The following is a 25,123-nucleotide window of genomic DNA, read 5'->3' as shown; positions in this document are numbered from 1 at the left end:
GGACGGCACCGCTACGTTCCCCCGAAGGGCGGGTCTGGAAGGTCGAGCGAGACCTGCCGGACTGGCAGAAATGCCCCGACGGCACTACCTCCCCCGGACACCAGACATTCACGTTCTATCCCTCAGATGCCAATGGCGTCACCAAGATCGGATCACCATATCTTGAGGGTAGAGACAAGACGACCGGTGTCTCGGGTGCCTGCGGAAGATTCAAGTTCCTCACGGTCGTGATGCCGCTCAGATTAGACAGAATCGGTTGACCCGGCCCTCAACACCGTCCCCGATTGAGCCGACCAGGAATACCCGGAGGTTTCGGATGTCGAATTTAGGTTCGCCAGGATCCCAACGCGACGAATCGCACCGACGAGGGCTCGGCGCATGGGCTCGTCAGTCCTCGGCTGCGCTTGCCGGTCTCGCCGTTGTTGCGTCATGTGTGCTGATGCTGGACAGTACGGCCGCCGCCCGCCCGGATGATCCGCCCGTGCCTCCAATGCCGGATATTGCTGTCACCCCCACTAACTGGGCCCCAACGGTGCGCCATCCTTACGACAAGATCGCCAACCATGTCACGGCTGCCGACGTCACCGCGATGGGTGAAATGTGCCAGTGGTTTAACGCGCAGTACCGCGATCTAGTTCGCCAGATCGACCAGTTCGGCTTCAACTTGTTAGCGACCAGCAATGACTGGACTCAGGGCCAGATCCAGGCTCAGGCCGATGCGGTCGCGCGCAACATTGATCACGCCGAGGATTTCCTCGCACCTCGAGCGCAAGCTCTGACCCAAACACAGGACTTCGCCGGCGACCAATATTTTCCCGTTTACCAGGGCGAGGCTTTCTACCGACTCTGGCAACACCTCTCCAATGTCGGCGTCGGAATCAAAGCCCGCAATACGGCCTGGGTCAACGGTCCGGCCTCCGAACGAGTGAAGCACTGGGGAAGCAAGATTCATCGCTCCCACGCCTGCGACTGATCCCGCCGCGTATGAGTCAGTCCCCGTCGACATGGCCGATCAGCGCATCGTCGTCTGCCCACGGGATCAGCACTACCCGCGGTGCAGCGGCCGAGTAACGCGTTGACTTCCGTTATGAGTTACGGAGCAGGCAAGTTCGACCGATCCGATCGCCCCCCACATCCGACTGGATAGCCGGGCGATATCCGAATCGGAAGAAAACGGCAACGCTGCGGCGGCAGCGCCACCGGAGAACACCCGTGCGTTCCTCTACCTGATCGATGGGTCAATCAGGATCTTTGCGTGCTGCTCTGGATCGCCAAGGTCTCGAACCGCCTGCTCCACCCCGTCGAGCCCAACCCTGCCGGTGATCATCGGAGCCACCTGAAGCTCTTCGGCAGCAAGGTGATTCAGTGTCCGCCCAACGGATGAGGGCGCGTAGGCCCCATGAACGGCGCGACCACCCGCCAGCCCGCGGCGGTCGATTCCTGAGGTATCCGACGCCAGCTGAATGGAGTGTCGGGAAAGCCGTGCAGGCACAGCGCGACCGGTGCAGATTCCGGGCGGTTCGCAGGTTCCCAGCACAGCGCCTCCAGTGTCACGGCTGAGGTGGTCACCCGGATGCGGCGCGGTTCGAGGTTGCCCGCTTGGCCCGTCGGCAGCGCCATCCGCAACCTTCCTCCTTGTTCGTCCGACTCAGCTACGAGCGTGAACGCTTATCACTAAAACCTGGTTGCCCATTTTGCGCGCCGGCCGGATACGGGCCGATCCGAGATCGGCAGCCCGCAGACACACCACTCATCGGCAGGGTGCGATGGTTACCGTCGTTCTAGCACCGACGTGAACCGCGATGGTCGCGCTCCCGCCCCCGTCGCTGGTGAAGGTGATGCGTTCTCCCCCCGTCGACGCGGTGTATGCCGACAGCGGACGCAGTTGCGTCAGGCCCAATGTCACCTCAGCCTGGAGCGCACCGGAATTCCCGCACAACACCAGACGCAGATCTGCGCTGTCACTGACCGCATAAGCAACCATCGCCTGCTCGAATGCGACGTGCTGCAGAATCGGGCCCGTTCGCGCCGAGTCGGACGGGGGTTCGGTGATGAGCCGCGTCCAGTCACCCCTCCGGGTAAGCAGTCCGTGGGCGACAAGCGCATTGGCGAAAGTCGAGCCGTTGGCGTACCGGCGCATCCCGTCCTGCTCGACGGGCTCATTGCAGGCGTCAAGTGCGCGCTGCGCGGCGTCGGCGATGTACTGGTCACCGAACTCGCGCGCCGCCAGCAAAATGACACCGCGGGCATACATGCCAGTACTGCGGTAGTTGCCGGAGTCGAGCATGAACGGCTTGGCGAGGTACGCCTCGAGTCCGCCGTCGTGGATCTTCAGAACTTCACGGCAGGCGATTGCCCACAGCATCCGTGCGACTTCCGGGTAGACCGGCGCAAGCCACCCCGCCGCCTGGAAATACATGACGTCGCCGCCGAACGGAATCGAGACGCCGGTGTAGTCCGATCTGAACGGCACGATCTCGCCCCCGGGCGTCATTAGTTCTTCGCGCATTCCCCGCAGGAACGGCTCGCGCAGGCTCTCGAGATGGCGAGTACCGAACGCGGCGTCATAGGAGGCGACGCTGTTAAGGCCGTAGATGTTGCAGGCCGCGTAGGTCCAGTTGGGCTCGCAGGCGAACACCGTCTGCGGCGAACGGTCGAAGTTCCACATCAACGACTCATTGAACGAGTGGGCGTTGTGACGGTAGGTCTTCCTCGCGTTGCCCAACCCGAATTCGAGCGCCCCAGGTCCCACGAATCGGTCACTGCCGGTGTTGGCGCTGTAGGTGTTAAGACAGATGCCCGACCACCCGGTCAACATGATGTTCTCGAATCCGGCGGGATCGTAATGGGTGCTCAGTCGTCCCCACAGCCGTTCCAGCCGCCAATATTTCCAAACCTTCGGGATGGTCAGCTTCTCGATCAGCCGTTCCTGGGCTTCCGACAGGTAGCCACGGAAGTTCGGTGTGTAGTGCCGTTGCACCTGCGCCAGAGCGTATTGCACATGGTTGATCTGGTAGCGCAGCGCGGACGGCTGGAACTGCTCGATGATGTCGAATCCGTCGAACTGATCGACCGGTTGCAGGCCGAGCCTCAGCAACCATTTGACATGGGCGAGCTGCGTATCGTCGAGCTCGCGCGGCGTGGTGCCCTCGGGCACGATCCGCTGCTCTAGTGCTTCGAGATCGACGGGCAGGTAACCGGCGCGTGCTGCGCGGAGGCGCGCGCTGCGGCGCACTGCCAGCACTCGTCGGATGATCGCCAGCATCGCAATGGCACCGACAATCGTCAATGCCACGCTCATTGGAACGAAACGAGGTGCCGATTGAGGGTGACCACCCGCAACCCCAGCGGCAACCAATGCCGCACCCAGCCATGCGATGACCGGAGCGACCACATTGCCGGTGCCGAACCAGAGCATGAAGGCAATCGCGAACGCGAGCACCGTCACCGTGATGCCCAGCAGCGCCCACCATCCGAAGACGAGGAACCCCCCGCCGGGGAACAACAGTCCCAGCCCCGCGGCCCGCCACGGCGTCGGCAAGCCCAGAAGCGTTGGCAATAAACCGATCACAGCCACCATCAGGTACACGATCGAGCTGCGGAGCAGTCGCCGCGATGTCACCGGTCCGTTAAATTTCGAGCGGCGAGGCAAGTCGGTGGAATCGGTGCCCGATTCACGCGTTGCGTTATCTAGAAGTGTGCTCATGTGTGCCACCTTGTGCCGAAGTGATGGGGGAACTGGCGGTTGGGAACAACGCCGTGCGGCTGGCACCGACCACCCCGTGGCGGTGCAGCCTGTCGTTGATCCAGGCGAACAGGGCTGCGATCAGCAGACAACACGCCATCGGCTACCGGCGTCCCTTCGCACGTTGTGCAACGCGGCGATTGGCACCGCGCCGCTCCCAGGCCAGGTACGCCTTCAGGCAGCGAGTCAGCGCGCGGGGATACGGCGGGGTGATCAGCCGGGCGAAGCTGAACGGTAGCTTGCTGGTGGTCACGGTGCGCTGGTGGGTGAACGTGTCGAATCCGGTCTTGCCGTGGTAAGCGCCGGATCCGCTGTGGCCGACGCCGCCGAACGGGGCGGCCATCACCGCACAGTGCAGGGCGAAATCGTTGACCGACATGCCGCCGCTGAAGGTGCGCTCTCGGAACTGGTCGAGGCCCGGGCCTTGCGGGCCGAACCAGTAAGCCGCCAAGGGCGACGGCTGCGCCGCGATGTAATCGCACACTTGCGGCAGTTCGTCGTACGGCAAGACCGAGAGCACCGGTCCGAACACTTCCTCGTGGGCTAGGCGCATCTGATCAGTCACGCCGAGCACGATCGTCGGCGGAATGCGTCGACGCCGTCGGTCCAGTGGAGTCCCGGTATCGCGAACGGTCGCCCCGAGGTGTCGTGCATCGTCGATCAGTGCGGCGACCCGGTCGAAATTCTTGTCATCGACAATGCTGACCATGCCGGTCTCAACCTCGGTCGAGGCGGCCAGGCGACCCTGTTCGATGGCGGCGTCGACGAACTTGTCGACGTGGGCACGCGGTACGAACGCGTAATCGGGACATAGGCAGATCTGCCCACCGTTGGCTAGGCGGGCGGCCATCACCCGCCGGGCCATCTCGGCGATGTCCGCATCAGCGGCGATCACGGCTGGGTTCTTACCCCCCAGCTCAAGGGTTACCGGCACCAGGTTCTTGCCCGCCGCCGCGGCCACCAGCGCACCGACACCGGGCGATCCGGTGAAAAACAGATGATCGAAAGGCAAGGCACTGAACGCCGCTCCGACATCGGCGCCGCCGGTGACTACAGTCAATTCCGTCGGATCGAAGTACTCAGTCACTTTGGCAGCGAACAGTTCGGCGGTGCGCGAGGTCACCTCGGAGAATTTGATCATCACCCGGTTGCCGGCGGCGAATGCCGATGCGGCGGGCTGTACCACCAGACCGATCGGGAAATTCCACGGGCCGATGACCCCGACCACGCCGAGGGGCTTCTTCTCGACCACGGTCGGCATACCCATCAGTGCGCCGGCACGGATTCGCTCGGGCCGCATCCACTTCTGGACGTTGCGACGAGTCGCGCTGATATCGGGCAGGATTCCGGCCATCTCGGACAGCAGGTTGACCGCGTAGGGTCGGTTACCGAAGTCGGCGTTAAGCGCTTCGGCGAACTCATCCGCGTTCTCCGTCAGCAGCAAGATCAGTCGGTCGATCCGATCGCGCCGGGTAGCGGCCGGCGGTGTGCCCGCTGCGAGGAAGTCGGACCGCTGCGCATCCAGCAGGGACCGCAGCCGAACTGCGTGGCTGTCCGGGGCCAAATCGGACTTGCGGTCAACATCGTTGGACATGGTGCTCCATTCGAATTGCTTGTGGTAGCCCCGGTTTTGCCAGCCGTCTGGTCATAGGCAACGTGACTACGGCACAGGTGATAAGCATCAGCACGCCGCCGAGCCGTTGATCGGTGGCGGCGGACAGTCCCAGCGGATCGTCGTGGGGGGTCTGAGATATGGGCATGACTACCGCCGCCAAGCCCAGAACCGCCGCGACCTCCTGGCCGATGGTCAGGGCCGCGCGACGCAGATCTGGTGCGACCCTGCCGGCGGTGAGCATGATGGCCGACCAGTAGCCGAAGCCGATCACCACCGCCGAAGCGATCAGCCACGGTGGAACATCGGCCAGCGCCGCGGACCGCCCATGGATGCCGGGCAGGTGCAGGACGATCAGGAAAATCGAATTGGCCAGGACCGCGGCGACGACACCCACCATGCATGCCGTCGATCGCCCGTTCCGCGGACTGTTCGGTGTGTGTCCCCGCAGGGCCACCACGAGCAGCAGCGGACCGGCCACCATGACCACCTCCAAGGTCGCCATCCCCACCAGGTGTGACCGCAGCGAGAGGGTCCGGACCGGTTCGGATGCGACGACGGCAATCAGTCCCCCGGCAGCGGCGAAGGCCAACACTCGGGTACGAAAGATGGTCCAGCACAGAAGTAACGCTGCGGTGAGAGCCGCGATCGTGAAGAAACCTACCGTCCAGTGGACCTGCGTCGAACTGTGGTGCGCACCGGGCATGTGCTGTTGGTGATGGACCGGCATCACGGTTGCATTGCTGCGCAGCAGCACCGCACCCACCGCCACTGCAACGGCCAGTTCGGCGGCTGCCGCTACCCACAGGCCGGGCGACAGTCGGGCGCCACCCGGCACGATGGTTGTACGCTCGGCCATCGAGGTCATGGGTTCCGCACGAGTCTGGGCAGATGCTTCTGCGACACCACCCGGGACATCACCGCCGCCAACGTCGATCCCTTACCCACCAGGGCCTGGATCTTGCCCTTGGCCAGTGCGTCGTAGCCGCTGCGGGCCACCTCGGCGGGCGAGCCCGCCTTGTTCTTCTCGAACATGTTGTGCAGCAGGGATTTTCCGTTGAAGGTGTCGATACCGCCGGCCTGGGCGAACTTGGTCTGGGTGGCTCCCGGGGTCAGACACGTTACCGTGACGCCGAACGGCTTCAGCTCCGCGGCCAGCGCATAAGTGAAGGTATTGACGTAGGACTTGCTGCCGCCGTACGACGCCATCCGCACTGACGGAACCATTCCAGCCGTCGACCCCACGTTGAGGATGGCGCCGCTGCGGCGGGCCTTCATCTCGTGCCCGAACAGCATCGAGGTCATGGTCAACGTAATGACGTTGAGTTCCAGCATGTTCGCCACCCGCGCGGGCTCCAGGTCCACCGAGTCGCCGAAACAGGCGAAGCCGGCGTTGTTGATCAAGGTGTCGGGGAGCCAGTCGTTTTCGTGACACCATCGCAGCAATGCCTCGGCGGCATCCGGCTTGGCCAGGTCCATCTGCAGTGTCTCCAGCCGATCGGCGGCGAAGGCGAAGTCCTCGGAAAGCTGGTCGAGTTCGGATTGCACCAGGCTGACCGCCAGCACTCGCGAGCCGTCCTGCAGGAACAGCTTGGTGAACTCCTTGCCGATCCCCGATCCGGCGCCGGTCACGATAACCTTCTTCATTCCTTGGGTCCGTTCTTGTCGATGATTTGATTTGAAGCCGTTGCCGTTCAGGGCGCCGGAGTAAGGGAGACCGCGGTGCGATCGACCAGATCGACCGCAATATGGGCGCGACCCTGGTTGTCGGCGGTGACTTCGTCTTCGACAGCGCCGTACAGCCGGTACCGGCCGAGGGGCCGCAAGCTCCGCACGCCGATGGCCACCCGCGCCGCACCCGTTCCCGGCCGGAGCACCAGACGTAAATCGGCGCCGTCGGTGCGGGCCGAGGCGACCAGGACTTCGGGATAGACGATGTCGTCGAGCACCGGTCCGGTCAGAGTCGCCATACCGGGTCCATCGGAGATCAGGGCGCGCTGCCCGCCAGGCGGGTTGAACCGCGCCAGGGCGAGCATCGCGTTCATGTTGGTCGACAACGCTGTGTACCACCGGGCTCCGCCCCGTTCGCTGGCCGGCGCTTGACTGTCCAGCGAGGCCGCTAACTGGTCGAACAGTTCGGTGTCCCCCATCTCGGCCGCGGCCCACATCACCGGGGCGTAGGCGCCTAGCGGGGTCTTGCGGTAGTTGCCGGTGTCAATGGCGTCCCACCCGCGCAGCACGATGACCGGTTCGGCTCCGCTGGTGTCGATGAATTCGCGGCGGGCAATAGTCCAACATCGTTGCGCCAGTTCTGGATCAAAGGCGTGCAACATCGATGCGAGACCGCAGTCTGCCATGGTGGAGGTCAGCATGGGTATGGTCACGCCCAGACGTGACGAACGGATTGCAGTGACGCGGCCATCGGGAGTGATGAATTCGTCGTGGAGCTGCCGGCGGAAGTTCGCGCCGATCGATTCGATGAATCGGGTCCCGTGCATACGATCAGACATCAAGAGAGTGCTGATCGCTGGCATGTTGCACGCGCTGTAGATCCAGTTCGGCTCACACGGGAACAGCGTCATGCTCGAGCGCTGCATGTTGGCATGTACGGCCGCGCTTACCATATCGTGGGTATAGGGCCAGGTGCGCTTGCCAAGCCGGAAGGGTAGCGCGCCGCTGCGACGGTAGCGGTTGTCACCGGTATTGGATTCGTAGATACCGAGCATCATGCCGAGGTATCCCGAGAGCATGATGTTGTCCCGCTTCATCGGGTCCCAGTCCAGGCTGAGGTTGCCCCAGGTCTGTTCGAATGCCCAATAGCGCCACACCGGGGGCAGCGTGAGCTTATCGATCAGGTTGCGTTGTGCCGCTGACAGGTACCCGTGAAACGACGGGGTGTAATGGAGCTGAGCCGTCGCGAGGGCGTACTGCATGAAATTGAGCTGGTAGCGCATAGCCGAGGTTTGGAACTGGTCGATGCGGTCAAAGCCATTGAAGCGTTCCAGCGGCTGCAGCGCTCGATCGAGCAGCGAGCGGGCGACTGCGAGGTCGGTCTCCGACAATTCCTGTGCACCGGTGTCTTTCGGCTGTGGATCTAGACGCACCGCCGTTGCCAGGTACTCGGCGCGGGCACGGCCCCGGTCCTGCGCCGCCCGGAAAGCACGCCGCCTGGCCACGACGCCAGCCAAGGCAATTGCCACGAGCGCGACAGGAATCGCCAGTCGCGCACCGTTCCACATCCGCCTGCCTCCGACAGCCTGTTTGCGGGCATTCATCGCGGCGGCCAGCCACACCAGTATCGGCACGACGATATTGCCGCTGCCAAACCAGGCAACCAGGGATGCGAAGAAGCCCACGATCGTAGCTACGAACCGCAGCGGGCTGCGGGTGTAGAGATAGCCCGCACCGGGCGCCAGTACGCCGAGCGCCACTGCGCGCACTCCTGAGCGCTTGCTCACCGCGGCTGTTGCCGTTGCCGCGGCCGCGAGCGAAGCCATGATCAACCCCGCGCGCCGTAGCAATCTTCGAACCGCTGGGCCATTTGGTTGAGTTGGCACCTCGAAGGCATAGCCGACACCGGCGGCCTGATCAGTTTCCACAGTGGAACTGCTCATCTGTCACCTCTCCGTTGGAATGCTGGGCCGAGCCGACCAGGTGGCCACCGCAACAGGTGCGGGTGATCCCGGATTGCGCCGGAGCCGACGAAGCACGGCTCCGAAGACCGCGGCGACGAGCACACAACACGCCATCGACGACACCCATCCCGGTTTTTCTTCAGTCGAATTCGTCGTCATCGCACCGCCTGCCTCGCCGGGCAAGGCGCCGCGATGTACGCCGAAGCTTAATACCGTCGCCATCCGTCGGCAATAGGCAGATTGCGCGACGGTTTGCCGCGGCTCGACTTAGACTCGGGCGTGCGAAAGGATGTCGAGTGACAAAAGGCGGAGTCGGTCCGGTGACGCAGGCACAGCGCCGACCGCGCACACGCAAGCCCGGTGCGGGCCGGCGGCGCGACCCGGCCATCGATGAGAAGATCCGCCACTCGGCCCGCGCACTCTATGCCCGCGAGGGTTGGGCCGGATTCCATTTCGAGGGCGTGGCCCGGGCCGCCGGGGTCAGTAAGGACGCGGTGTACCGGCGCTTTCCGGATGCCAAAAGTTTGTTACTCGAAGCGCTCTCGGATCAGCCCGTCCCGCTGCTGTCCACCGAGCCGCCCATCGAAGATGCGCTGATCACCTTTGCCTGCGATGCGTTCGCCTATTTCGCCAGCGGTGATGGGCTGGCGAACCTTCGGGTGCACATCGACGGCATGAAGCATCCGGACATCCTGCAGGAATACCGAAGCCGAGTGGTGCAGCCGCAGATCGAGCACGCAGTCGCCGTACTCGAAGGCGCCCGCCGCGACGGGCAGCTGCACCCCGATGTCTCCCCCGCGGCGGTGATCGAGGCACTGGGCGGGGTGGTCATGGTGCACGCCCTGGCGACAACGCCCCAACTCACCACGGCCGGAACCCCCGATGAGGCCACGGCGGCGCAGATCACCGGGTTTGTTCAGCAGATCCTGCATGGCAGGATTGCCCAACAACCATCGCGCTAAGCTCACCGCATCAAGTGTCGACGCACGGCGTCCGGCGGTTCCCAGGAGTGGGGCTTCTTGGTGCGCAACTGACGACGGCTCCTGGTTCAGCTGCCGCCCCCAAAGCCGAGGTGACCCTGCCCGAGCCCACCGGCACACGAACTGGGCACGGTCGCGCGCGAACTGGGGCCCTCAGCACCAGTGAAGGTACTCGCGCGACGGTGTCAACCGAGCGCTGCGACGAACTCGAGGACGTGTTCAGCCGGTATCTGCCACTGCGGATCGAGCATCATGTCGTGACACAGGTCGTCTAGCACCAGTGCCGAGACTCCGTAGACACAAGCGGTGGTCTGCAGACTGCGCACCCCGAACAGCGCGTCATCGCGCGAGCCGATCACCAGCATCGCTGGAAGCTCTCGTGGCACTTCGGAAAAGCGCTTAACCAGATCCCACACCGCACGCAATGATTCGGGTCCCAACCGCTCCGCGTGGGCGTGCGCGTCAGCGGCACTCAACCGGCCGCTGAAGAACGGTGTGTTGTTGACCTGATCGGCCGTTCCTCCACGCCCCGATACGACACGCAAGGCGTTGACCACGGCTGCGGGACGGTTTCCCCGGATGAGGTCAAGGAATCTGCGACCGCCCAGGCCGCCCGCGGTCGCCGAGGCGAACAGCACTGCGGCACGCACCGTGTGGGCCCGCCTCGCCAGATAGCGCTGGACGACCGCCCCACCCATGGAGTGGCCGACCAGCACCGGCCTACGGCCTAACCCGTCGATCACGTCGGCGACATCGGCCGCGTAGTCGCCCAGCCCCATCCGCTGTAGTCGGTCACGGCCCGAACTGGCCCCATGCCCTCGCAGGCTCAGCGCGATGACGTGGTGGCCGTGTTGAGCGAAGAAGGAGACGTACCGCTGCCAGCACCATGCGTCGTGGCACACCCCGTGGACCAGAAGAATCGGCACCGCAGCGTCTTTCGGCCCGCTGCGGACGATCTCTAGCTGTTTGTCCACGAAGTGCCAGATCTCGGCGTCCGGCTGTGGCTCGGTGATCATCTAAGCGATTTCCATGAGCATCGCCACACCCATACCCCCGCCGGCACACACCGACAGCACATGCCGCTGCCGCTGCCGCGGCGCCGCAGTTCGTGGATGGCTGCGGTAGTAATGCGAGCGCCGGTGGCCGTTATCGATTGTCCGAGGCTGATCCCCGAGCCCTGGCCGATTACGATGCCTCGTCGAGGCCAAGTTGCGATCGCGTGAGCCGCAGTATTTCGTTGATCTCCAACAGAGCGATGTCTTGCGATGTGCGCCCGCGAGTTCGATCGCCCGATGGTCGGCGGGCCGGTCAAACACGATTCCATGGCTGTTCGTCCTAGTTGTTCCAGTGACCGGCTAGGTGAACTCGGCAGGCGCTTCAAGCACTCCCGCACCAATGAGTTCGTCGATCTCTGTGCTAGACAATCCGAGCAGCTTGCCGGCGAGTTCGCGGGTGTCGGCCGCCATCGCCGGTGCGGGACGAAGTTCCGGCTCGGGGATGTTCCCGAACAACGCAGGCCCCAGGAACGCCTCCAACGGCCCGTCATAGCCCGGCTGCGCCAGTTCACCCATCCGGTGCCGGGCCGTCATCTGTGGATCGGTGAGGAGATCCTTTACGTGCGCGGCCGCGCCGGCAGCTACCCCCGCGGCCTGAAGACGGTCCTGCGCTTCGCGTGGCGTCAGCACTGCGGTCCATTCCTGCACTGCCACGTCGAGTGTGACTCGATTCGCAATGCGGCCCATGGCGCTCGCGTAATCAGGGTTGTCGGCCAGATCGCTGCGCCCGATAGCGTTGGCGAGGTTGGCCCAGTCCTCGTCACCATCGACGGTCACCGCGCAATAGGAGTCTTCGCCTTTGCATGCGTAAATACCTGACGGCGAGTCGAATTCGCCGCTGTTGCCTTTGGCCACCAAAGCGCCCGGCTGCAGTGATTCCCGGGCATACTCGGTGGCTAACTGGCTGAAGACGGTCTCCATCTGGGCAAGGCTGATCCGACGTCCCACACCTGTGCGTTTCCGCTCGATCAACGCCGCGACCACCGCGGCGGTCCCGACCCGGGCGGCCGCGTGATCCGGGTAGACCGTCTGATCATCACCGAAGCCGTCAACCGCATCGGGGTGACGCCACAGCGCGGTCAGACCGACGGTGGCACGCACCAGCGGGCCGTATCCCATCCGCTTCGACCACGATCCGGTATGACCCAGTGCGCTACTCTCGACCACGATGATTCCCGGGTTGATCGCCTTGAGGTCGTCGTAGCCCAGTCCCAGCGATTCCAGCGTGCCCGGTTTGAAGTTGGTCAACACCACATCGGAGTCCACAACCAACCGCCTGAACAGCCCCTTGCCCGCCTCGCTGCGCAGGTTCAGCCCGAAGCTACGTTTGCCGCGGTTACCCAGCGAGAAGGAGTAGCTGACCTTAGCGGGTGCGTCGGCCTGTCGGGCACCGTCCATGAACGCGCGGTTCTCCACCTTGATGACTTCGGCGCCCTGATCTGCCAGTGCACGACCAGTTTCCGCGCCGACCACGATGACGCCCAAATCGAGCACCCGCACGCCCGCCAGCGGCCGGGCCGGCACCTCTTCGTGCGCGGTAGGTGCTCGCTCGGACACCTCGGTCATCACCTCGGTCGTGTGCTCACCGAGCTCGGGGGCCCGATGCCGGAATCCGGCGCGCAACTCGTCGAACTCCAGATACCCGTTCGGGATCGTCGCCTGCAGCCCTGGCGCGATCTCAGCTCGCACGAATGAATTACGTTCCCGCACATGATCACTGGTTAGAATTTCCGCGGCGGTGTTCAGTGGGCCCACTGCGATGCCGAGTTCTGATCCGCGCGAGACGATCTCAGCACGGGTCTTGTCGGCAAAAAACTCCACCAGCGCCGGCTGGATCTTGGACGTCCAGTTCATGAACCGGCCGAGCAAGTTCTCCATTGCCGGATCGGACAGCTCCTCGGGCTCACCCATCCAGGTGAACAACGCCCGCCACTGCTTAGCCGAGGCAACGAACATGCGGACATGTCCGTCCGCGCACGGCAGGATCGGGTACATCATCCGGACGTCCGGGCGCCCTGGCGGCATATTGATCATCGGCTGGCCCATAGTTGCCGTACCAGCCATACCGAACCCAGGATCGAGATCCTGCACCACCAGGTCGAACAGCGAAACATCCAGGTAGTCACCACCGGCACCGCGTTGGGCACGGAAGTAAGCGAGCAGCGCTGCATAGGCGGCGTCGACCGCTGCCGTCTGAGTCGCGAGTCGCCCCGGCGGCAGAAGAGGTTCACGCCCAGGCGCGCCCGATCGGGTCAGTAACGATGACATCGCCACGAACACCGCTTCACTCGATTTGTAATCGCGATACGGTCCCGTCTGCCCGAAATCGGTCACCGATGCCACGACAAGATCCGGGTTGCGCTGGCGCATGACGTTTTGCCCTACACCAAGCTCAGTGAGCCGACCGACGCGCTGGGATTCAAGAAAGATGTCGGCGCCGTCGGTGAGGGTCAGCAGTTGGGAACGCCCCGTATCAGTGCTGACATCGATAACCACGCCCCGCTTGTTGGCGTGTGCGGTGGCAAAATACAGTCCGTGGCCGTGGTGCTGGGGCTGGACCCGCCGACTGTTGGCGCCTTCCGGTGGTTCCACCAGAACAACATCCGCGCCGAGATCGGCCAGGAAGCGGCCGGTGAAACCGGCCGGGCCGTCGGTGAAGTCGATAACCCGAATTCCACTCAGTGGGAGTGAAACCTCAGGATGTGAAATACTCGGCATAGTCGCGCATCCTCTCCCAGCCCCTCAGCGGGGCAGTCCTAAGCCGCGTGCGATGAGACCGCGCTGAACATCGTTGGTACCACCGCCAACCACATACATGATCGACTGACGCAGCCCGTATTCGAATGCTCCACCGCCGGGAATCTCGCTTGTACCCTCACCGCTCAGCGCTGCGGCCGGACCGCAGATAGCCAACGTGGCCTCGCCGAAGTCCTCCGACAGATCACCGCCCATCACGCCTGCCATCGCAGCGTCAATCATTGCTCCGATGTCCGTCGAGCTGGCCTGAACCGCCGCGTTGACCAGGGAGCGGGTGGCTTGCACGCGCACTGCCAGATCCGTGATCATCGCTCTTTTTGCCGATCCGCGCGGACCAGCTAGCAGTTCAGGCTCCTTGCCGACGAAGTCGAGTAAATCATCGAGCTGACGGTGCATTGCTGCGGCGATGTTGCCCATCGTGATTCTTTCGCCGGCGAGAGCGTCCACAATGACCGCCCATCCCCCATTGACCTCACCAACGCGTGCCGTGTCCGGGACGCGGACCTCGTCGTAGAACACCGTGCACGACACCTCACCAGACAGCGCCGTGTGCTGCTGAATGGTGATGCCCGGTGTGTGGATCGAGAACAGGAACACCGTGATGCCCGCATGCCGGGGCTCGGCATCTGGATCGGTACGCGCGGCCAGCCACACCCAGTCCGACATCTGTGCGGTGGTGGTCCACAGCTTCTGGCCGTTGATCACCCAGCCGTCGCCGTCGCGCACCGCGCTGGTACGCAACGACGCCAGATCCGAACCGGCTTCGGGCTCGGAGTAGCCCAGGCAGAAATTCATCTCGCCGGCCCGGACGATAGGGAGGAACTGCTGCTTTTGTTCCTCTGTGCCGTGCCGCAGGATCGACGAACCGAGGAGCATGACCGATCCGAGTGCCTTGGCCGCGCCGACGCGGTTGTAGGTGGTCTCCTCGTTGAGCACCACCTGTTCGGCCAATGAGGCATTACGTCCGCCGTATTGCTCGGGCCAGCCGAAGCCGAACCAGCCGTTCCCAGCGATGGCACGCGTGATGTTCTCGTCGGTGTGCGTCTGCGTCGGTGCGCCGTCTCGGGCACCCTGCTCGGAGAGGAACTGCCGATACTCCGCACGGAACGCCTCGCCGACCTCGCCGAGGTCGGCAGCCGGTAGACGCGCTCCGGTATCGACCAATGCATCGCCTACGGTGCCGTGCGTGGGCTCAATCGTGGCGAGCAAGGTGATGTCACTGTGCACGCGGCGGAACAACCAGGGCGCGGGGTGTTCGTTGAAGTAGCCAATCGCGGCGAGGGTGTGGTGAGCGCCCAATTGCACCTTCGGTGCGATCGTCGCAATGTACCCGACCGCGATCTCGGCCGTCATTAGAGCATCAGCTCGGCCGTGTTCAAGTGCCGACACAGCTTCTGCCAGTAGTAGATTCGCAGACCTAATCTCAATGGCGCACTGCGCGGTGCGCTGCTGCACCGCACCGAAGCTGCCGATAGGCCTTCCGAACTGATGCCGGGTCTTCGCATGTTCGATTGCCATCTCCTGGGCATATTCGGCCGCTGCCAGCGCCCTTGCCGCTTTTCCCATTCGAGTCAGCACCAGAACCCGGTCAGCCTGGTTGCGGTTGATCTCTCGCTCCGCCAAGGTGTTTCCCAACGTGATGCGGCTCCACGACGGAATGGCGAGGCCAGCCAGCGGTTCCGCATTCTCGATGGCCGCCACCCGCGCGACGCCGCCGTTCTTCGGAACCACCAGCACGTGGCCGGCGGCGCCACCTTCGTCGACCGGCATCGAGTAGTCGCTGGTAACGACCACACGCACGTCACCGGAAGCGATCCCGATATCTGCGAACAACTCGGCGGTAGCGTAGCCATCCATCAGCGGAAGCGGACACGCTGCGCGGCCCAGCCGCCGGGATGCGACAACAGCCAGGCCGAGCGCCCCGGCGTCTGGCAGCTCGAACCAGCCCTGCTCGGCGGCGGCCGTCCAGAGTCTCCCGACATCGCCATGCTCGGCCGCCGTTGCACCACCCCATACCTTGGCGATCAGGCCCGCGACCGAATCATCGAAAGATGCTGATTCCGTGGCAGTTCGGCTGCTCACAGGTTCTTCCACTCCGCTGGGCGCTTCATCGCAAACGCCATCATGCCTTCGATGGCGTCCGCACTGGTCATGAGTTCATCGACAACGTCGTTGGGGGCGGTCACCGCGGCCGCGGTGTCCGGAATGCCCTGCGCCTGGGCCATCACTTTGAGTGATAGCCGCACCGATGTCGGCGACCCGTCGAGAATCTCGGCGGCCAATTCACGCGCGGCCGCCAATGCCTGGCCCTCGGGAGCGATCCGGTTGACCACGCCCAGCTCCCGAGCCTCCTCGGCACCGATGCGTCGACCCGTAAGGATCAGCTCATTAGCGACCTTCTGTGGGATTGCGCGCGGCAGCCGAACCAGACCGCCCGCACCGGCGAAGAGCCCAACCTTGACCTCGCTCAGCGCGAATTTGGCTGTCTCGTCAGCCACCACCAGGTGACATGCCAGCGCAATCTCGAACCCGCCGCCCATCGCGAATCCGTTCACCGCGGCAATGACCGGCTTGTGCATATCTCGCCGGCCGGTTAGTCCACCGAAGCCGCTGAGCGGTACGTACATCGGCTTGCCGCTCGCGCTGTGGACCAGATCGTTGCCGGCGCAGAACGCCTTGCTGCCCTCACCGGTGATGATGGCCACCCACAGGTCACGATCGGCGAAAAAGGCATCGAAGATACTCTCCAACTCTTCGTGTGCGGGCGGATGCAAACAGTTGCGCACATCTGGCCGGTTGATGCTGACTTCGAGCAGATGCCCGCCGCGATGGACCTTGACGAACTCGTACTTATCGCGCAACGCCGGAGCCTGCTTCGGGAAGAGCTGTGCGGCGACCTCGTCCGAAATGGTCACCCGATTGCCATAGCCGAAGGCGCTGACATAGATGCGATTACCGACCGGGTTGTCGGCACTCTCCAGCAGGGACATCAGATCTTCGTCACCGGGAGCCACCTGAGCCAGGAAACGCCCGCCACCGTCTTTGAGCCGCCCAATGACGATGCCGGTCTTATTGCCGCCACGGCCGTAGACGATCGTGTATGTCTCGACCGTGGCCCACCCGTTGGGGTGCTCGACGTGTTCCGGGCTGTCCAGAGCGTCGATCTTCTGCTGCAGTCCCGCACTGTCGTCCCGCTTGAGTTCAGTGGGCTGGGCGCTGTAGATACCGACCGACGTTTTTGACATCACCCCACCATTGGCCGAAACCAATGCAAAGCTGCCCGGTCGGGACCGAACGCGTTCCACCGCCTCGGCGATGGCGTGCATCGAGTAGTTGTTGCCCGCTCCGCCGAAGAAAGGCAGGCCGCCAGTGAGGGTCAAACCACGACGGTCATCTGGCGAAAGACCCAATGTGTCAGTAATATTCGAGACGGCGATCGGGAAGCACGAGTAGAAGTCGAAGAATTGAATCTCATCGATATCCAGTGCGGCAATGTCCAGCGCGTGCCGGACGGCAGTGACCGCTGAGGGTGCCGAGCCGAGATCTTGACGGTCCAACAAGTTTCGCTCCCGCAAATCCGCTTGGCCATGCAGGAACACCCATTTGCGTTCATCGATACCTAGCTTCTGCGCAACGCCCACTGACGCCAACAACACCGCAGCGCCCTGGTTGACTTGATCACGTGCCACCAGGAATCGCGGGTACGGTTCAGCGATCATCCGGTTGCGTTCGGTGACCGTGACCAATTCGTCGGCGCCATGTTCCTCCGAAGATGCCGAAAACTGGTTTTTCGCAGCCATTTTGGTAAATGGAGCAAACAACGCGCCCATCGCAGCCAGGTAGTCGTCCCTGCCTTCCGCGCGGGCGGCCCGCCGCGCATTCTCCAGCAGGGAGTACTGGACAGGTGCTGTAGTCAGACCGTGGGCAGCCTGTTCCATGGTGGTGAGGCCGAACAAACCGAATCCACGATCTTCGAAAGCGCCGTTCGGATCAGCGGGATCGTCAGAGAAATCTGGTCTACTGTCCTGCTTGGAGAGGTGGCGAATGGTCGAGATTGCCTCGGCCCCGGCCAATAGCACCACATCTGCGGAACCTGACTCGATCTCACACGCGAACTCCGTGGCCAGACGCTGAGGTGACTGCCCCCCGGCCACCTCCAGGATCGCCCGTTTCGGATTGGCACCGAGACGATTCGCAACCGAAAGCGGATACTTCGTCGATTTTCCCAAGGGTGCGGGAGCGCCCGGCGTCGAGTCTTCAAACTGCCGGGTACACGCAACGACGTCGATCGCAGCGGTGAGCGCCGACCTGTCGATGCCGGTATCGACCATCGCAGCACGGGCGGCCTTGACCGCCAAGTCGATGGGCGACAAACCTTCGAAATTAGCATCGTCGATCCGTTCGGCGGCTTGTCCGACACCGATGATAATCGGGGTGCGTGGATCTACCTTCTGCGCCATATCAGTTGCTTTCCAGGGACTTTGCGATGCTTTCAGCGGCGTCGATGTAGTCCTCGATCATTTCGCGGACCACTTCACGAGCCGGCTTGACCTTGTTCATCAGCCCGACGCCCTGCCCCACCCAATAGGTCGCCAGTTCTTGTGCGCCCTTGTTGCCGTTCTCGGCGAGCACATCGATACGGCGCAGCACGTTGTCGGACAGCACTGCCTGCAGCGGCATCGGAAGCGAACCCGGCCCGTCCGCGCCAGGCTCCCAGGCGTCGGTCCATGCAGACTTGAGCTGTCGTGAGTACTTTCCGGTGCGCCCCTTGGACCGGACGGTGGCACGCGAGTCCGCGGCCAGCATCTTCTGCACGGTATAGGGCGCAGTCTCGGCCTCTTCAGTGGTCAACCACACCGACCCGGTCCATGCCCCGGCAGCGCCCAGCGCGATGGAGGCCGCGACTTGCCGGCCGGTGACGATCCCACCTGCGGCGAGGACCGGCACATCTCGGATCGGTTTGATCGCCTCTTTGACCTCAGGCACCAGGACCATGGTGGTGACCTCGCCACAGTGCCCACCTGCCTCAGTGCCCTGGACGACCAAGACATCGACCCCGGCTTGCACCTGCTTGATCGCGTGCTCCTTGGCGCCGACCAACGCGGCCACCGGCACAGCCTCGGCCTTCGCTCGTTCGATCATGAACTCCGGCGGTACACCGAGCGCATTGGCGATCAACTTGATCGGGTGACGGAATGACACCTCCAGCAACTGTTCGCCGATAGAGTCCGACAGGGTCTGCAGCATCTGGAACGGGCGCTCGCCGATCTCATCCATGCTGACGCCATGTTTGCCCAGCACTTCGACGACGTAGTCGCGGTGGGCGTCCGGGACCATCTCCAGCAGTTGATCGGAGGTCAGTTCCAGTCCTTTGCCCTCGAACTTCTCCGGGCACACGATGTCCACACCGTAAGGTCTGCCCCCTACGTGCTCGTCGATCCACGAGAGCTCGTGCTCCAGTTGGTCGGGGCTGTGGGACGACGCTCCCAGGACGCCGAATCCCCCAGCATTGGTTACCGCGGCGACGACATCCCGGCAGTGACTGAACGCCAACACCGGGAATTCGATACCGAGCATCTCGCAGATCTGGGTCTTCACTGCCGTTCCCACTTCCGAGTCTATTACCGACGACAGCCGTCCGTTATGCTGACCTTAGGGGCTGCCGATTGATTTAGGCAAGCTCGCTACTGGTTGGGTGTTAACTCTCGTTGATCATCAACGAGGCTAGGGGGCAGACCTCCGCGCCCATGCGAACCGCACGCTCACTACCGGGAGGCACAACCTTGTCCGATTCAAACTCCCTCTAGGCAAAGGACTACCGCGCCCGCACGACAGAGTGAGCATCCAGGCGTCCGGCAGCGTCCACCCGCGGGGCGCTGTCACACCGGCCGCATGCCCCATGTCGCACACTGGATTCGAACGTTACCTACATCGGAAATGTACGCACCTGAATCGCATCGTGTCGACGGGTTTGTACTTAGTATCTATACTCTTGCGGGCACCTGGTGGTCCAGCTCGTCGCGCGATGGCTCGGCTGCAGCACAGCCAGACCCAGGCGCACCAGGATCGTCAGCGCCATCGGGAGCACCCTGATGCCGCCAGCAATCCATTCACCCGCCACGCCGCATTCGCGCTTGCGCTCGACCCGCACAATCCGTCCTTCTGAAAGAAGGCGTCTGGTCGGATTATGCGCCATTGACACGGCGCTCCGCGCCTCCAACCGGATGCGGCCCGGCGGGAGGGAAGCGGCGAGAACTCCCCATCGATGGCAGCGTGGTCTCGTGTGACCCATCGTTCGGCACCATCACGCCCGCTTCGGCCGACAAGGTCATGTATGCGCTCACGCACACTCAGGTCTTTCGAGATCGTCGGCGGCATAGCCCGGCTTACGGACATCGACGCATCGTTAGCTAATACAGCAAGTCGATGACGTGATCCTGCTTTTGCGTCTTTGCCACGTAGCGGCGCACGCTGTTCAAGTGCGCAAGCCAGGCCAACTCGGCGGCCTGACTGTCACGGGCCCGGACGAGTTCGGCCACGTTCTCGTAGCCACGAAGAGCGCGTCGATTCGCTCGGCGCACTCCGACGCTATCCGGCCCGATCTCAACAAGCGACTTCGCGAGTTCGCGCTCGATTATTACCGACAGCATCCCAATGACCGCAGTCAACGTGTGGTTTCCCGAGAGTTCAACCAATCTGACGTGGAAGCGCACGCCAGCCTTGCCGAACTCCCTGGGGTCATTGATCACCGACCTGAGTATCTCCAGTTCCGCATCGAGTTCGTTGATAACGCTCTTCGTGGCGGATTCCGCGAGCCGACGTACCGCGGGAGGTTCGATGGTCAGACGAGCATCCCACACATCTCCGATGGTCGTCCCCGACAGCATGAGAATCATTCCGAACAGGTCGGCTACCGCATCTGGCCCGGGCAGCGTCACGCGCGCGCCGCCAGGCGGACCCCGGCGGATGGTCACGAGCGAGTCGCCCTCGAGCAGGCGGAACGCCTCGCGGAGCGTGGGACGCGAAACACCAAACCTCTCAACGAGTTCCGCTTCCGTCGGGAGCCAATCTCCATCGACCAGCTCGCCACGGGCAATCATGCGGCGTATCTGCGCCGCGACCTGATCGGACATCTTCATCGGTCGAACACGCGCGTGGGTACCGGTCAGGCCGCCCAAACCCCGATCAGCCACGCAATCCTTCTCCTGTGTGGGGCCGGCCAATCATCGAGTGCACATATTACTTGAAGTATCTAGCCCAGCTAGGTTGGGCGAACCCGAAACGCGCCGGCGCGATCGCGCAAGTGACAGATTATGTCGCAAGTGCGGCTCCCACGCGGCGGCAAGCTGCGCTGTAGCGACGGTGACTACAGCCAGGTGTCGTCGGTGGTGGCGGTGAGGAACGCCTCCAGGTCGTCGCGCCACTGCGCCGGCGTGGTCTTCTCCGGCTCGATACCGGTGTAGTCACCGCGGTAGAACAGCAGCGGCCGGGGCTTCACCTCGGGGACATCGGAAAGCGATTGCACCGCACCGAAAACCACGAAGTGGTCGCCGCCGTCGTGCACCGAGGCCACCGTGCAGTCGATGTGAGCCAACGACCGGGCCAGGATCGGCGAGCCCAGCGGAGAGGGTTTCCAGTCCACCCCGGCGAATTTGTCCGGTTCACGGGAGCCGAATCGGGCGCAGACGTCCTTCTGTTCCTCGGCCAGGATGTTGACGCAGAACGTTCCGCTGGCCTCGATGGCCTGCCAGGACCGCGACATCTTGGTAGGGCAGAACAGCACCAGCGGCGGGTCCAGCGACAACGCGGCGAACGACTGGCAGGCGAACCCGATCGGCGCACCGTCGTGCACGGTGGTAATGATGGTGATCCCCGTACAGAACTGACCGAGTACGTTGCGGAACGCGCGCGGGTCGATCGGAAGGTCGTCTTTCGTCGATTCAGAGCTCACTGCTACGACTCGATGCCCACCGTGAAGTCATGCCCCCACAGGCTGACCGCGGTGCTCTCCCGGGCCACCCAGTCGTCGTCGTCGACTTCCAGCCCCTCGCAACCGAACTCGATCTGAAATCCGCTGGGCGACTTCATGTAGAACGACAGCATCTTGTCGTTGACGTGCCGGCCCAGGGTGGCGGCCATCGGCACCTTGCGGCGGTAGGCCCGGTCCAGGCAGAGCCCGACGTCGTCGGCCTCCCCCACCTCGACCATCAGGTGCACGATGCCGGTCGGCGTGGGCATCGGCAGGAACGCCAGGCTGTGGTGGCGCGGGTTGCAGCCGAAGAACCGCAGCCACGCCGGGTCGCCGTCGGCCGGGCGGCCCACCATCTGCGGGGGCAGCCGCATCGAGTCGCGCAGCCGGAAGCCCAGCACGTCGCGGTAGAAGTGCAGCGCCTCGGCGTCGTCCTTGGTCGACAGCACCACATGGCCCAGGCCCTGTTCCTCGGTGACGAAGCGGTGCCCGTAGGGGCTGACCACCCGGCGGTGCTGCAGCGCCACCCCATGGAAGGCCTCAAGCGTGTTGCCAGAGGGGTCGTCGAAGGTGATCATCTCGACGACGCTGCGCTCGGCCAGTTCGGCTGCGGTGCCCTCTTTGTACGGCGTGCCCTCGGCCTCCAGGCGCTGCCGGATCTCCTGCAGCCCCGCGGCGTTGGCGCACTCCCAGCCGGACGACAGCAGCCGGTCGGTGTCGCCGGGCACGACCACCAGCCGGGCGGGGAAGTCGTCCATCCGCAGGTACAGCGCACCCTCGGTCGTGCCCTGACCCTCGACCATGCCGAGAACCTTGAGGCCGAACTCTCGCCAGGCCGCCATGTCGGTGGCCTGGATCCGCAGATATCCCAACGAACGGATACTCATCGGTGCTCCCTCCAGATCAGACCATTGTGTCGCCGGGCGGCAACCCGAACTCGTGATTGCCGAAGATCATGTATGCCCGCTCCGGGTCGTTGGCCGCGTGCACCCGGCCGGCATGCGCGTCGCGCCAGAACCGCTGCACCGGAGCGTCGTTGGACAGCGCGGTCGCGCCGGCCGCCTCGAACAGCCGGTCGATGGAGGCGATCGCCCGACCGGTGGCGCGCACCTGGTCGCGCCGCGCCCGGGCCCGCAAGTCGAACGGCACCTCCTGACCGGCCGCCAGCAGGGCGTATTCGTCGGCGACGTTGCCGATCAGCTGCCGCCAGCCGGCGTCGATATCACTGGCCGCCTCGGCGATCCGGACCTTGGCGAACGGGTCGTCCTTGGCCTTCTCCCCGGCGAACGCCGCCCGGACCCGCTTGCCCTGGTGCTCGACATGCGCGGCGTAGGCGCCGTAGGCCATGCCCATGATCGGGGCCGAGATCGTGGTCGGGTGCATGGTGCCCCACGGCATCTTGTAGACCGGCGCGGTGTTGGTGGCGTAGCCGCCGGCGGTCTGGTCGTTCATCGCCTTGTAGGACAGGAAACGGTGCCGCGGCACGAAGACGTCCTTGACCACGACGGTGTTACTGCCGGTGCCGCGCAGCCCGACCACATGCCAGACGTCGTCGATGGTGTACTCGCTGCGCGGGATCAAGAAGCTGCCGAAGTCCACCGGCTTGCCGTCCTTGATGACCGGGCCGCCCAAAAACGCCCAGGTGGCGTGGTCGCAGCCCGACGACCAGTTCCAGGACCCGTTGACGATGTAGCCGTCGGCGTTCTCGGTCACCACACCGGCGCCCATCGGGGCATACGAGGACGACACCCGCACGTGGGGGTCCTCGCCCCACACCTCTTCCTGGGCCTTCTGGTCGAACAGCGCCAGGTGCCAGTTGTGCACGCCGATGATCGAGGCCACCCAGCCGGTGGAGCCACAGGCGCTGGCGATGCGGCGGACCGCCTCGTAGAACACCGCGGGGTCGCACTGCAGGCCGCCCCACTGCTCGGGCTGCAACAGCGTGAAGAAGCCGATCTCCTCGAGCGCCTTGATGTTGGCGTCGGGAATCTTGCGCAGGTCCTCGGTTTCCTGGGCGCGTTCGCGCAACTGCGGAAGCAGGTCGTCGATGGCGGTGAGCACCGACTGCGCGTCACGCTGTTGAATGGACGTCACTAGATTGCCTCCCAGGAGTGAGCAGGTTAGCGGCCCGTTTTTTCAACCAGCCTAGACTGAGATTAGAACACGTTCCGATTTGTGTCGAGCGGGGTGTTCCTGCGGCTGGTAGCGATCCCGGACCGGTTTTCTGTAACCTGTTCTAGTTATGACCGAAGATGAAGGGCGGGCTGTGGCGGAGACCATTCCGGACGAACCACTGGGTAGTCACGTCCTGGAATTGCAGATCACCGAAGTCGTCGCCGAAACCGACGACGCGTGTTCGCTGGTGTTCGGGGTGCCCGATGGGCCCGACGATCCGGAGATCCCCGCGACGCGGCTGAAGTACTCGCCGGGGCAGTTCCTGACGCTGCGGATCCCCAGCGAGCGCACCGGCTCGGTGGCCCGGTGCTACTCGTTGTGCAGTTCCCCGTTCACCGACGACTCGCTGACCGTGACCGTCAAACGGACCGCGGACGGCTACGCGTCGAACTGGCTGTGCGACCACGCGAAGCCCGGGATGCGGGTGCACGTGCTGGCGCCGTCGGGCACCTTCGTGCCCAAGTCGCTGGACACCGACTTCCTGCTGCTGGCCGCCGGCAGCGGCATCACCCCGATGATGGCGATCTGCAAATCAGCGCTGTCGCAGGGCAGCGGCAAGGTGACGCTGATCTACGCCAACCGCGATGAACGGTCGGTGATCTTCGGCGCCGTGCTGCGCGAGTTGGCCGTCAAGTACCCCGATCGGCTGACCGTCGTGCACTGGTTGGAGTCGCTGCAGGGCTTGCCCAGTCCCGCCGCACTGACCCAGCTGGCCGCCCCCTACACCGACCGCCAGGCCTTCATCTGCGGCCCGGGCCCGTTCATGCAGGCGTCGCGGGACGCCCTGGAGGCGTTGAAAGTCCCCGCCGAGCAGGTTCATCTCGAGGTGTTCAAGTCGCTGGACAGCGACCCGTTCGCCGCGGTGACGATCACTGACGCGCCCGAAGGGGACGCAGAAGCCGCCCCGCCGGCCACCGTCACCGTCGAGCTGGACGGCGAGACCCATGAGGTGGCCTGGCCGCGCCACGTCAAGCTGCTGGACCTGCTGCTCGACAAGGGCCTCGACGCCCCGTTCTCCTGCCGGGAGGGGCACTGCGGCGCCTGCGCCTGCGTCTTGAAGAACGGCAAGGTCAGCATGGAGGTCAACGATGTGCTCGAGCCCCAAGACCTCGCCGAGGGGCTGATCCTGGCCTGCCAGGCCCATCCCGAGACGGATTCGGTGGAAGTAACCTACGACGAGTGATCTCGGGTCTAG

Annotated in this window: 19 protein-coding genes; 4 read left to right on the top strand and 15 right to left on the bottom strand. The window is 64.2% G+C overall.

Translation table 11 applies throughout. The features are described from left to right. Together A5648_RS24225 and A5648_RS12080 are read left to right on the top strand one after the other, a co-directional pair. The coding region (locus A5648_RS24225; protein WP_082966450.1) for a hypothetical protein at window positions 1-260 on the top strand (260 nt) is incomplete at its 5' end. A 179-nt stretch (window positions 261-439) separates the two neighbouring features. After that, window positions 440-973 carry a hypothetical protein gene (locus A5648_RS12080; RefSeq protein ID WP_065024774.1) on the top strand — a complete coding sequence of 178 codons (534 nt, stop codon included), beginning with the start codon at window positions 440-442 and terminating at the stop codon, window positions 971-973. A 777-nt stretch (window positions 974-1,750) separates the two neighbouring features. Here the strand turns inward: A5648_RS12080 and A5648_RS12075 are convergent. The 5 genes from A5648_RS12075 to A5648_RS12055 form a co-directional block, all read right to left on the bottom strand. Further along, on the bottom strand, window positions 1,751-3,706 hold the full coding sequence (locus A5648_RS12075) for a hypothetical protein (protein ID WP_131810560.1): 1,956 nt from the start codon (window positions 3,704-3,706) through the stop codon (window positions 1,751-1,753). Window positions 3,707-3,848: 142 nt separating this feature from the next. Beyond that, complete coding sequence (locus A5648_RS12070) at window positions 3,849-5,273, bottom strand: aldehyde dehydrogenase family protein (protein ID WP_428844331.1); 1,425 nt, start codon at window positions 5,271-5,273, stop codon at window positions 3,849-3,851. 49 nt (window positions 5,274-5,322) lie between these two features. Then, entirely contained in the window at window positions 5,323-6,225 is a 903-nt protein-coding gene (locus A5648_RS12065) for a cytochrome c oxidase assembly protein (protein WP_065024764.1), read from the bottom strand. Then, complete coding sequence (locus A5648_RS12060) at window positions 6,222-7,004, bottom strand: SDR family NAD(P)-dependent oxidoreductase (protein ID WP_065024763.1); 783 nt, start codon at window positions 7,002-7,004, stop codon at window positions 6,222-6,224. The genes A5648_RS12065 and A5648_RS12060 overlap by 4 nt, the downstream gene beginning before the upstream one ends. A gap of 47 nt (window positions 7,005-7,051) precedes the next feature. Further along, window positions 7,052-8,971, bottom strand: a complete 1,920-nt coding sequence (locus A5648_RS12055) for a hypothetical protein (protein WP_131810559.1) — start codon at window positions 8,969-8,971, stop codon at window positions 7,052-7,054. 341 nt (window positions 8,972-9,312) lie between these two features. Here A5648_RS12055 and A5648_RS23790 point away from each other — a divergent pair, with 341 nt between their 5' ends. Then, the gene (locus A5648_RS23790) at window positions 9,313-9,954 is read left to right on the top strand and encodes a TetR/AcrR family transcriptional regulator (protein WP_065024761.1); all 642 of its coding nucleotides are present in this window, start codon (window positions 9,313-9,315) and stop codon (window positions 9,952-9,954) included. Window positions 9,955-10,157: 203 nt separating this feature from the next. Here the strand turns inward: A5648_RS23790 and A5648_RS12045 are convergent, their stop codons facing one another. The 10 genes from A5648_RS12045 to hsaA all read right to left on the bottom strand — a co-directional run bounded on the left by A5648_RS12045 (window position 10,158) and on the right by hsaA (window position 23,847). Continuing rightward, window positions 10,158-10,988, bottom strand: a complete 831-nt coding sequence (locus tag A5648_RS12045) for an alpha/beta hydrolase (RefSeq protein ID WP_065024760.1) — start codon at window positions 10,986-10,988, stop codon at window positions 10,158-10,160. A 339-nt stretch (window positions 10,989-11,327) separates the two neighbouring features. After that, a complete protein-coding gene (locus A5648_RS12040) occupies window positions 11,328-13,745 on the bottom strand; it encodes a CaiB/BaiF CoA transferase family protein (protein WP_065024759.1) in 2,418 nt (805 codons plus the stop codon). A 24-nt stretch (window positions 13,746-13,769) separates the two neighbouring features. Beyond that, the gene (locus A5648_RS12035; protein ID WP_065024758.1) at window positions 13,770-15,866 is read right to left on the bottom strand and encodes an acyl-CoA dehydrogenase family protein; all 2,097 of its coding nucleotides are present in this window, start codon (window positions 15,864-15,866) and stop codon (window positions 13,770-13,772) included. Continuing rightward, a complete protein-coding gene (locus A5648_RS12030) occupies window positions 15,863-18,244 on the bottom strand; it encodes an acetyl-CoA acetyltransferase (protein ID WP_065024757.1) in 2,382 nt (793 codons plus the stop codon). The genes A5648_RS12035 and A5648_RS12030 overlap by 4 nt, the downstream gene beginning before the upstream one ends. Window position 18,245: 1 nt before the next feature. After that, window positions 18,246-19,382, bottom strand: a complete 1,137-nt coding sequence (locus A5648_RS12025) for a nitronate monooxygenase (RefSeq protein ID WP_065024756.1) — start codon at window positions 19,380-19,382, stop codon at window positions 18,246-18,248. 379 nt (window positions 19,383-19,761) lie between these two features. Further along, window positions 19,762-19,935, bottom strand: coding sequence for a hypothetical protein (locus A5648_RS24040; RefSeq protein ID WP_165607337.1), 174 nt, complete (start codon window positions 19,933-19,935; stop codon window positions 19,762-19,764). Between the two features lie 259 nt (window positions 19,936-20,194). Continuing rightward, window positions 20,195-20,977 (bottom strand): FadR/GntR family transcriptional regulator, encoded by a 783-nt coding sequence (locus A5648_RS12020; protein WP_234787403.1) that lies wholly within the window; start codon window positions 20,975-20,977, stop codon window positions 20,195-20,197. Window positions 20,978-21,150: 173 nt separating this feature from the next. Beyond that, entirely contained in the window at window positions 21,151-21,702 is a 552-nt protein-coding gene (hsaB, locus tag A5648_RS12015) for a 3-hydroxy-9,10-secoandrosta-1,3,5(10)-triene-9,17-dione monooxygenase reductase subunit (protein WP_207511680.1), read from the bottom strand. Between the two features lie 35 nt (window positions 21,703-21,737). Then, window positions 21,738-22,640: an iron-dependent extradiol dioxygenase HsaC gene (gene hsaC / locus A5648_RS12010; protein WP_065024753.1), complete on the bottom strand. Its 903-nt coding sequence runs from the start codon at window positions 22,638-22,640 to the stop codon at window positions 21,738-21,740. Window positions 22,641-22,656: 16 nt separating this feature from the next. Continuing rightward, window positions 22,657-23,847: a 3-hydroxy-9,10-secoandrosta-1,3,5(10)-triene-9,17-dione monooxygenase oxygenase subunit gene (gene hsaA / locus A5648_RS12005; protein WP_065024752.1), complete on the bottom strand. Its 1,191-nt coding sequence runs from the start codon at window positions 23,845-23,847 to the stop codon at window positions 22,657-22,659. Between the two features lie 172 nt (window positions 23,848-24,019). Between hsaA and A5648_RS12000 the strand changes: the two genes are divergently transcribed. Continuing rightward, window positions 24,020-25,111: a ferredoxin--NADP reductase gene (locus A5648_RS12000; RefSeq protein ID WP_109470777.1), complete on the top strand. Its 1,092-nt coding sequence runs from the start codon at window positions 24,020-24,022 to the stop codon at window positions 25,109-25,111. The last annotated feature ends 12 nt before the right edge of the window (window positions 25,112-25,123 follow it).

Source organism: Mycolicibacter sinensis, assembly GCF_001673565.1.
GTDB lineage: Bacteria > Actinomycetota > Actinomycetes > Mycobacteriales > Mycobacteriaceae > Mycobacterium > Mycobacterium sinense_C.
Note: the sequence above shows the minus strand (reverse complement) of the source record. Positions and strands in the feature narration are given on the sequence as shown.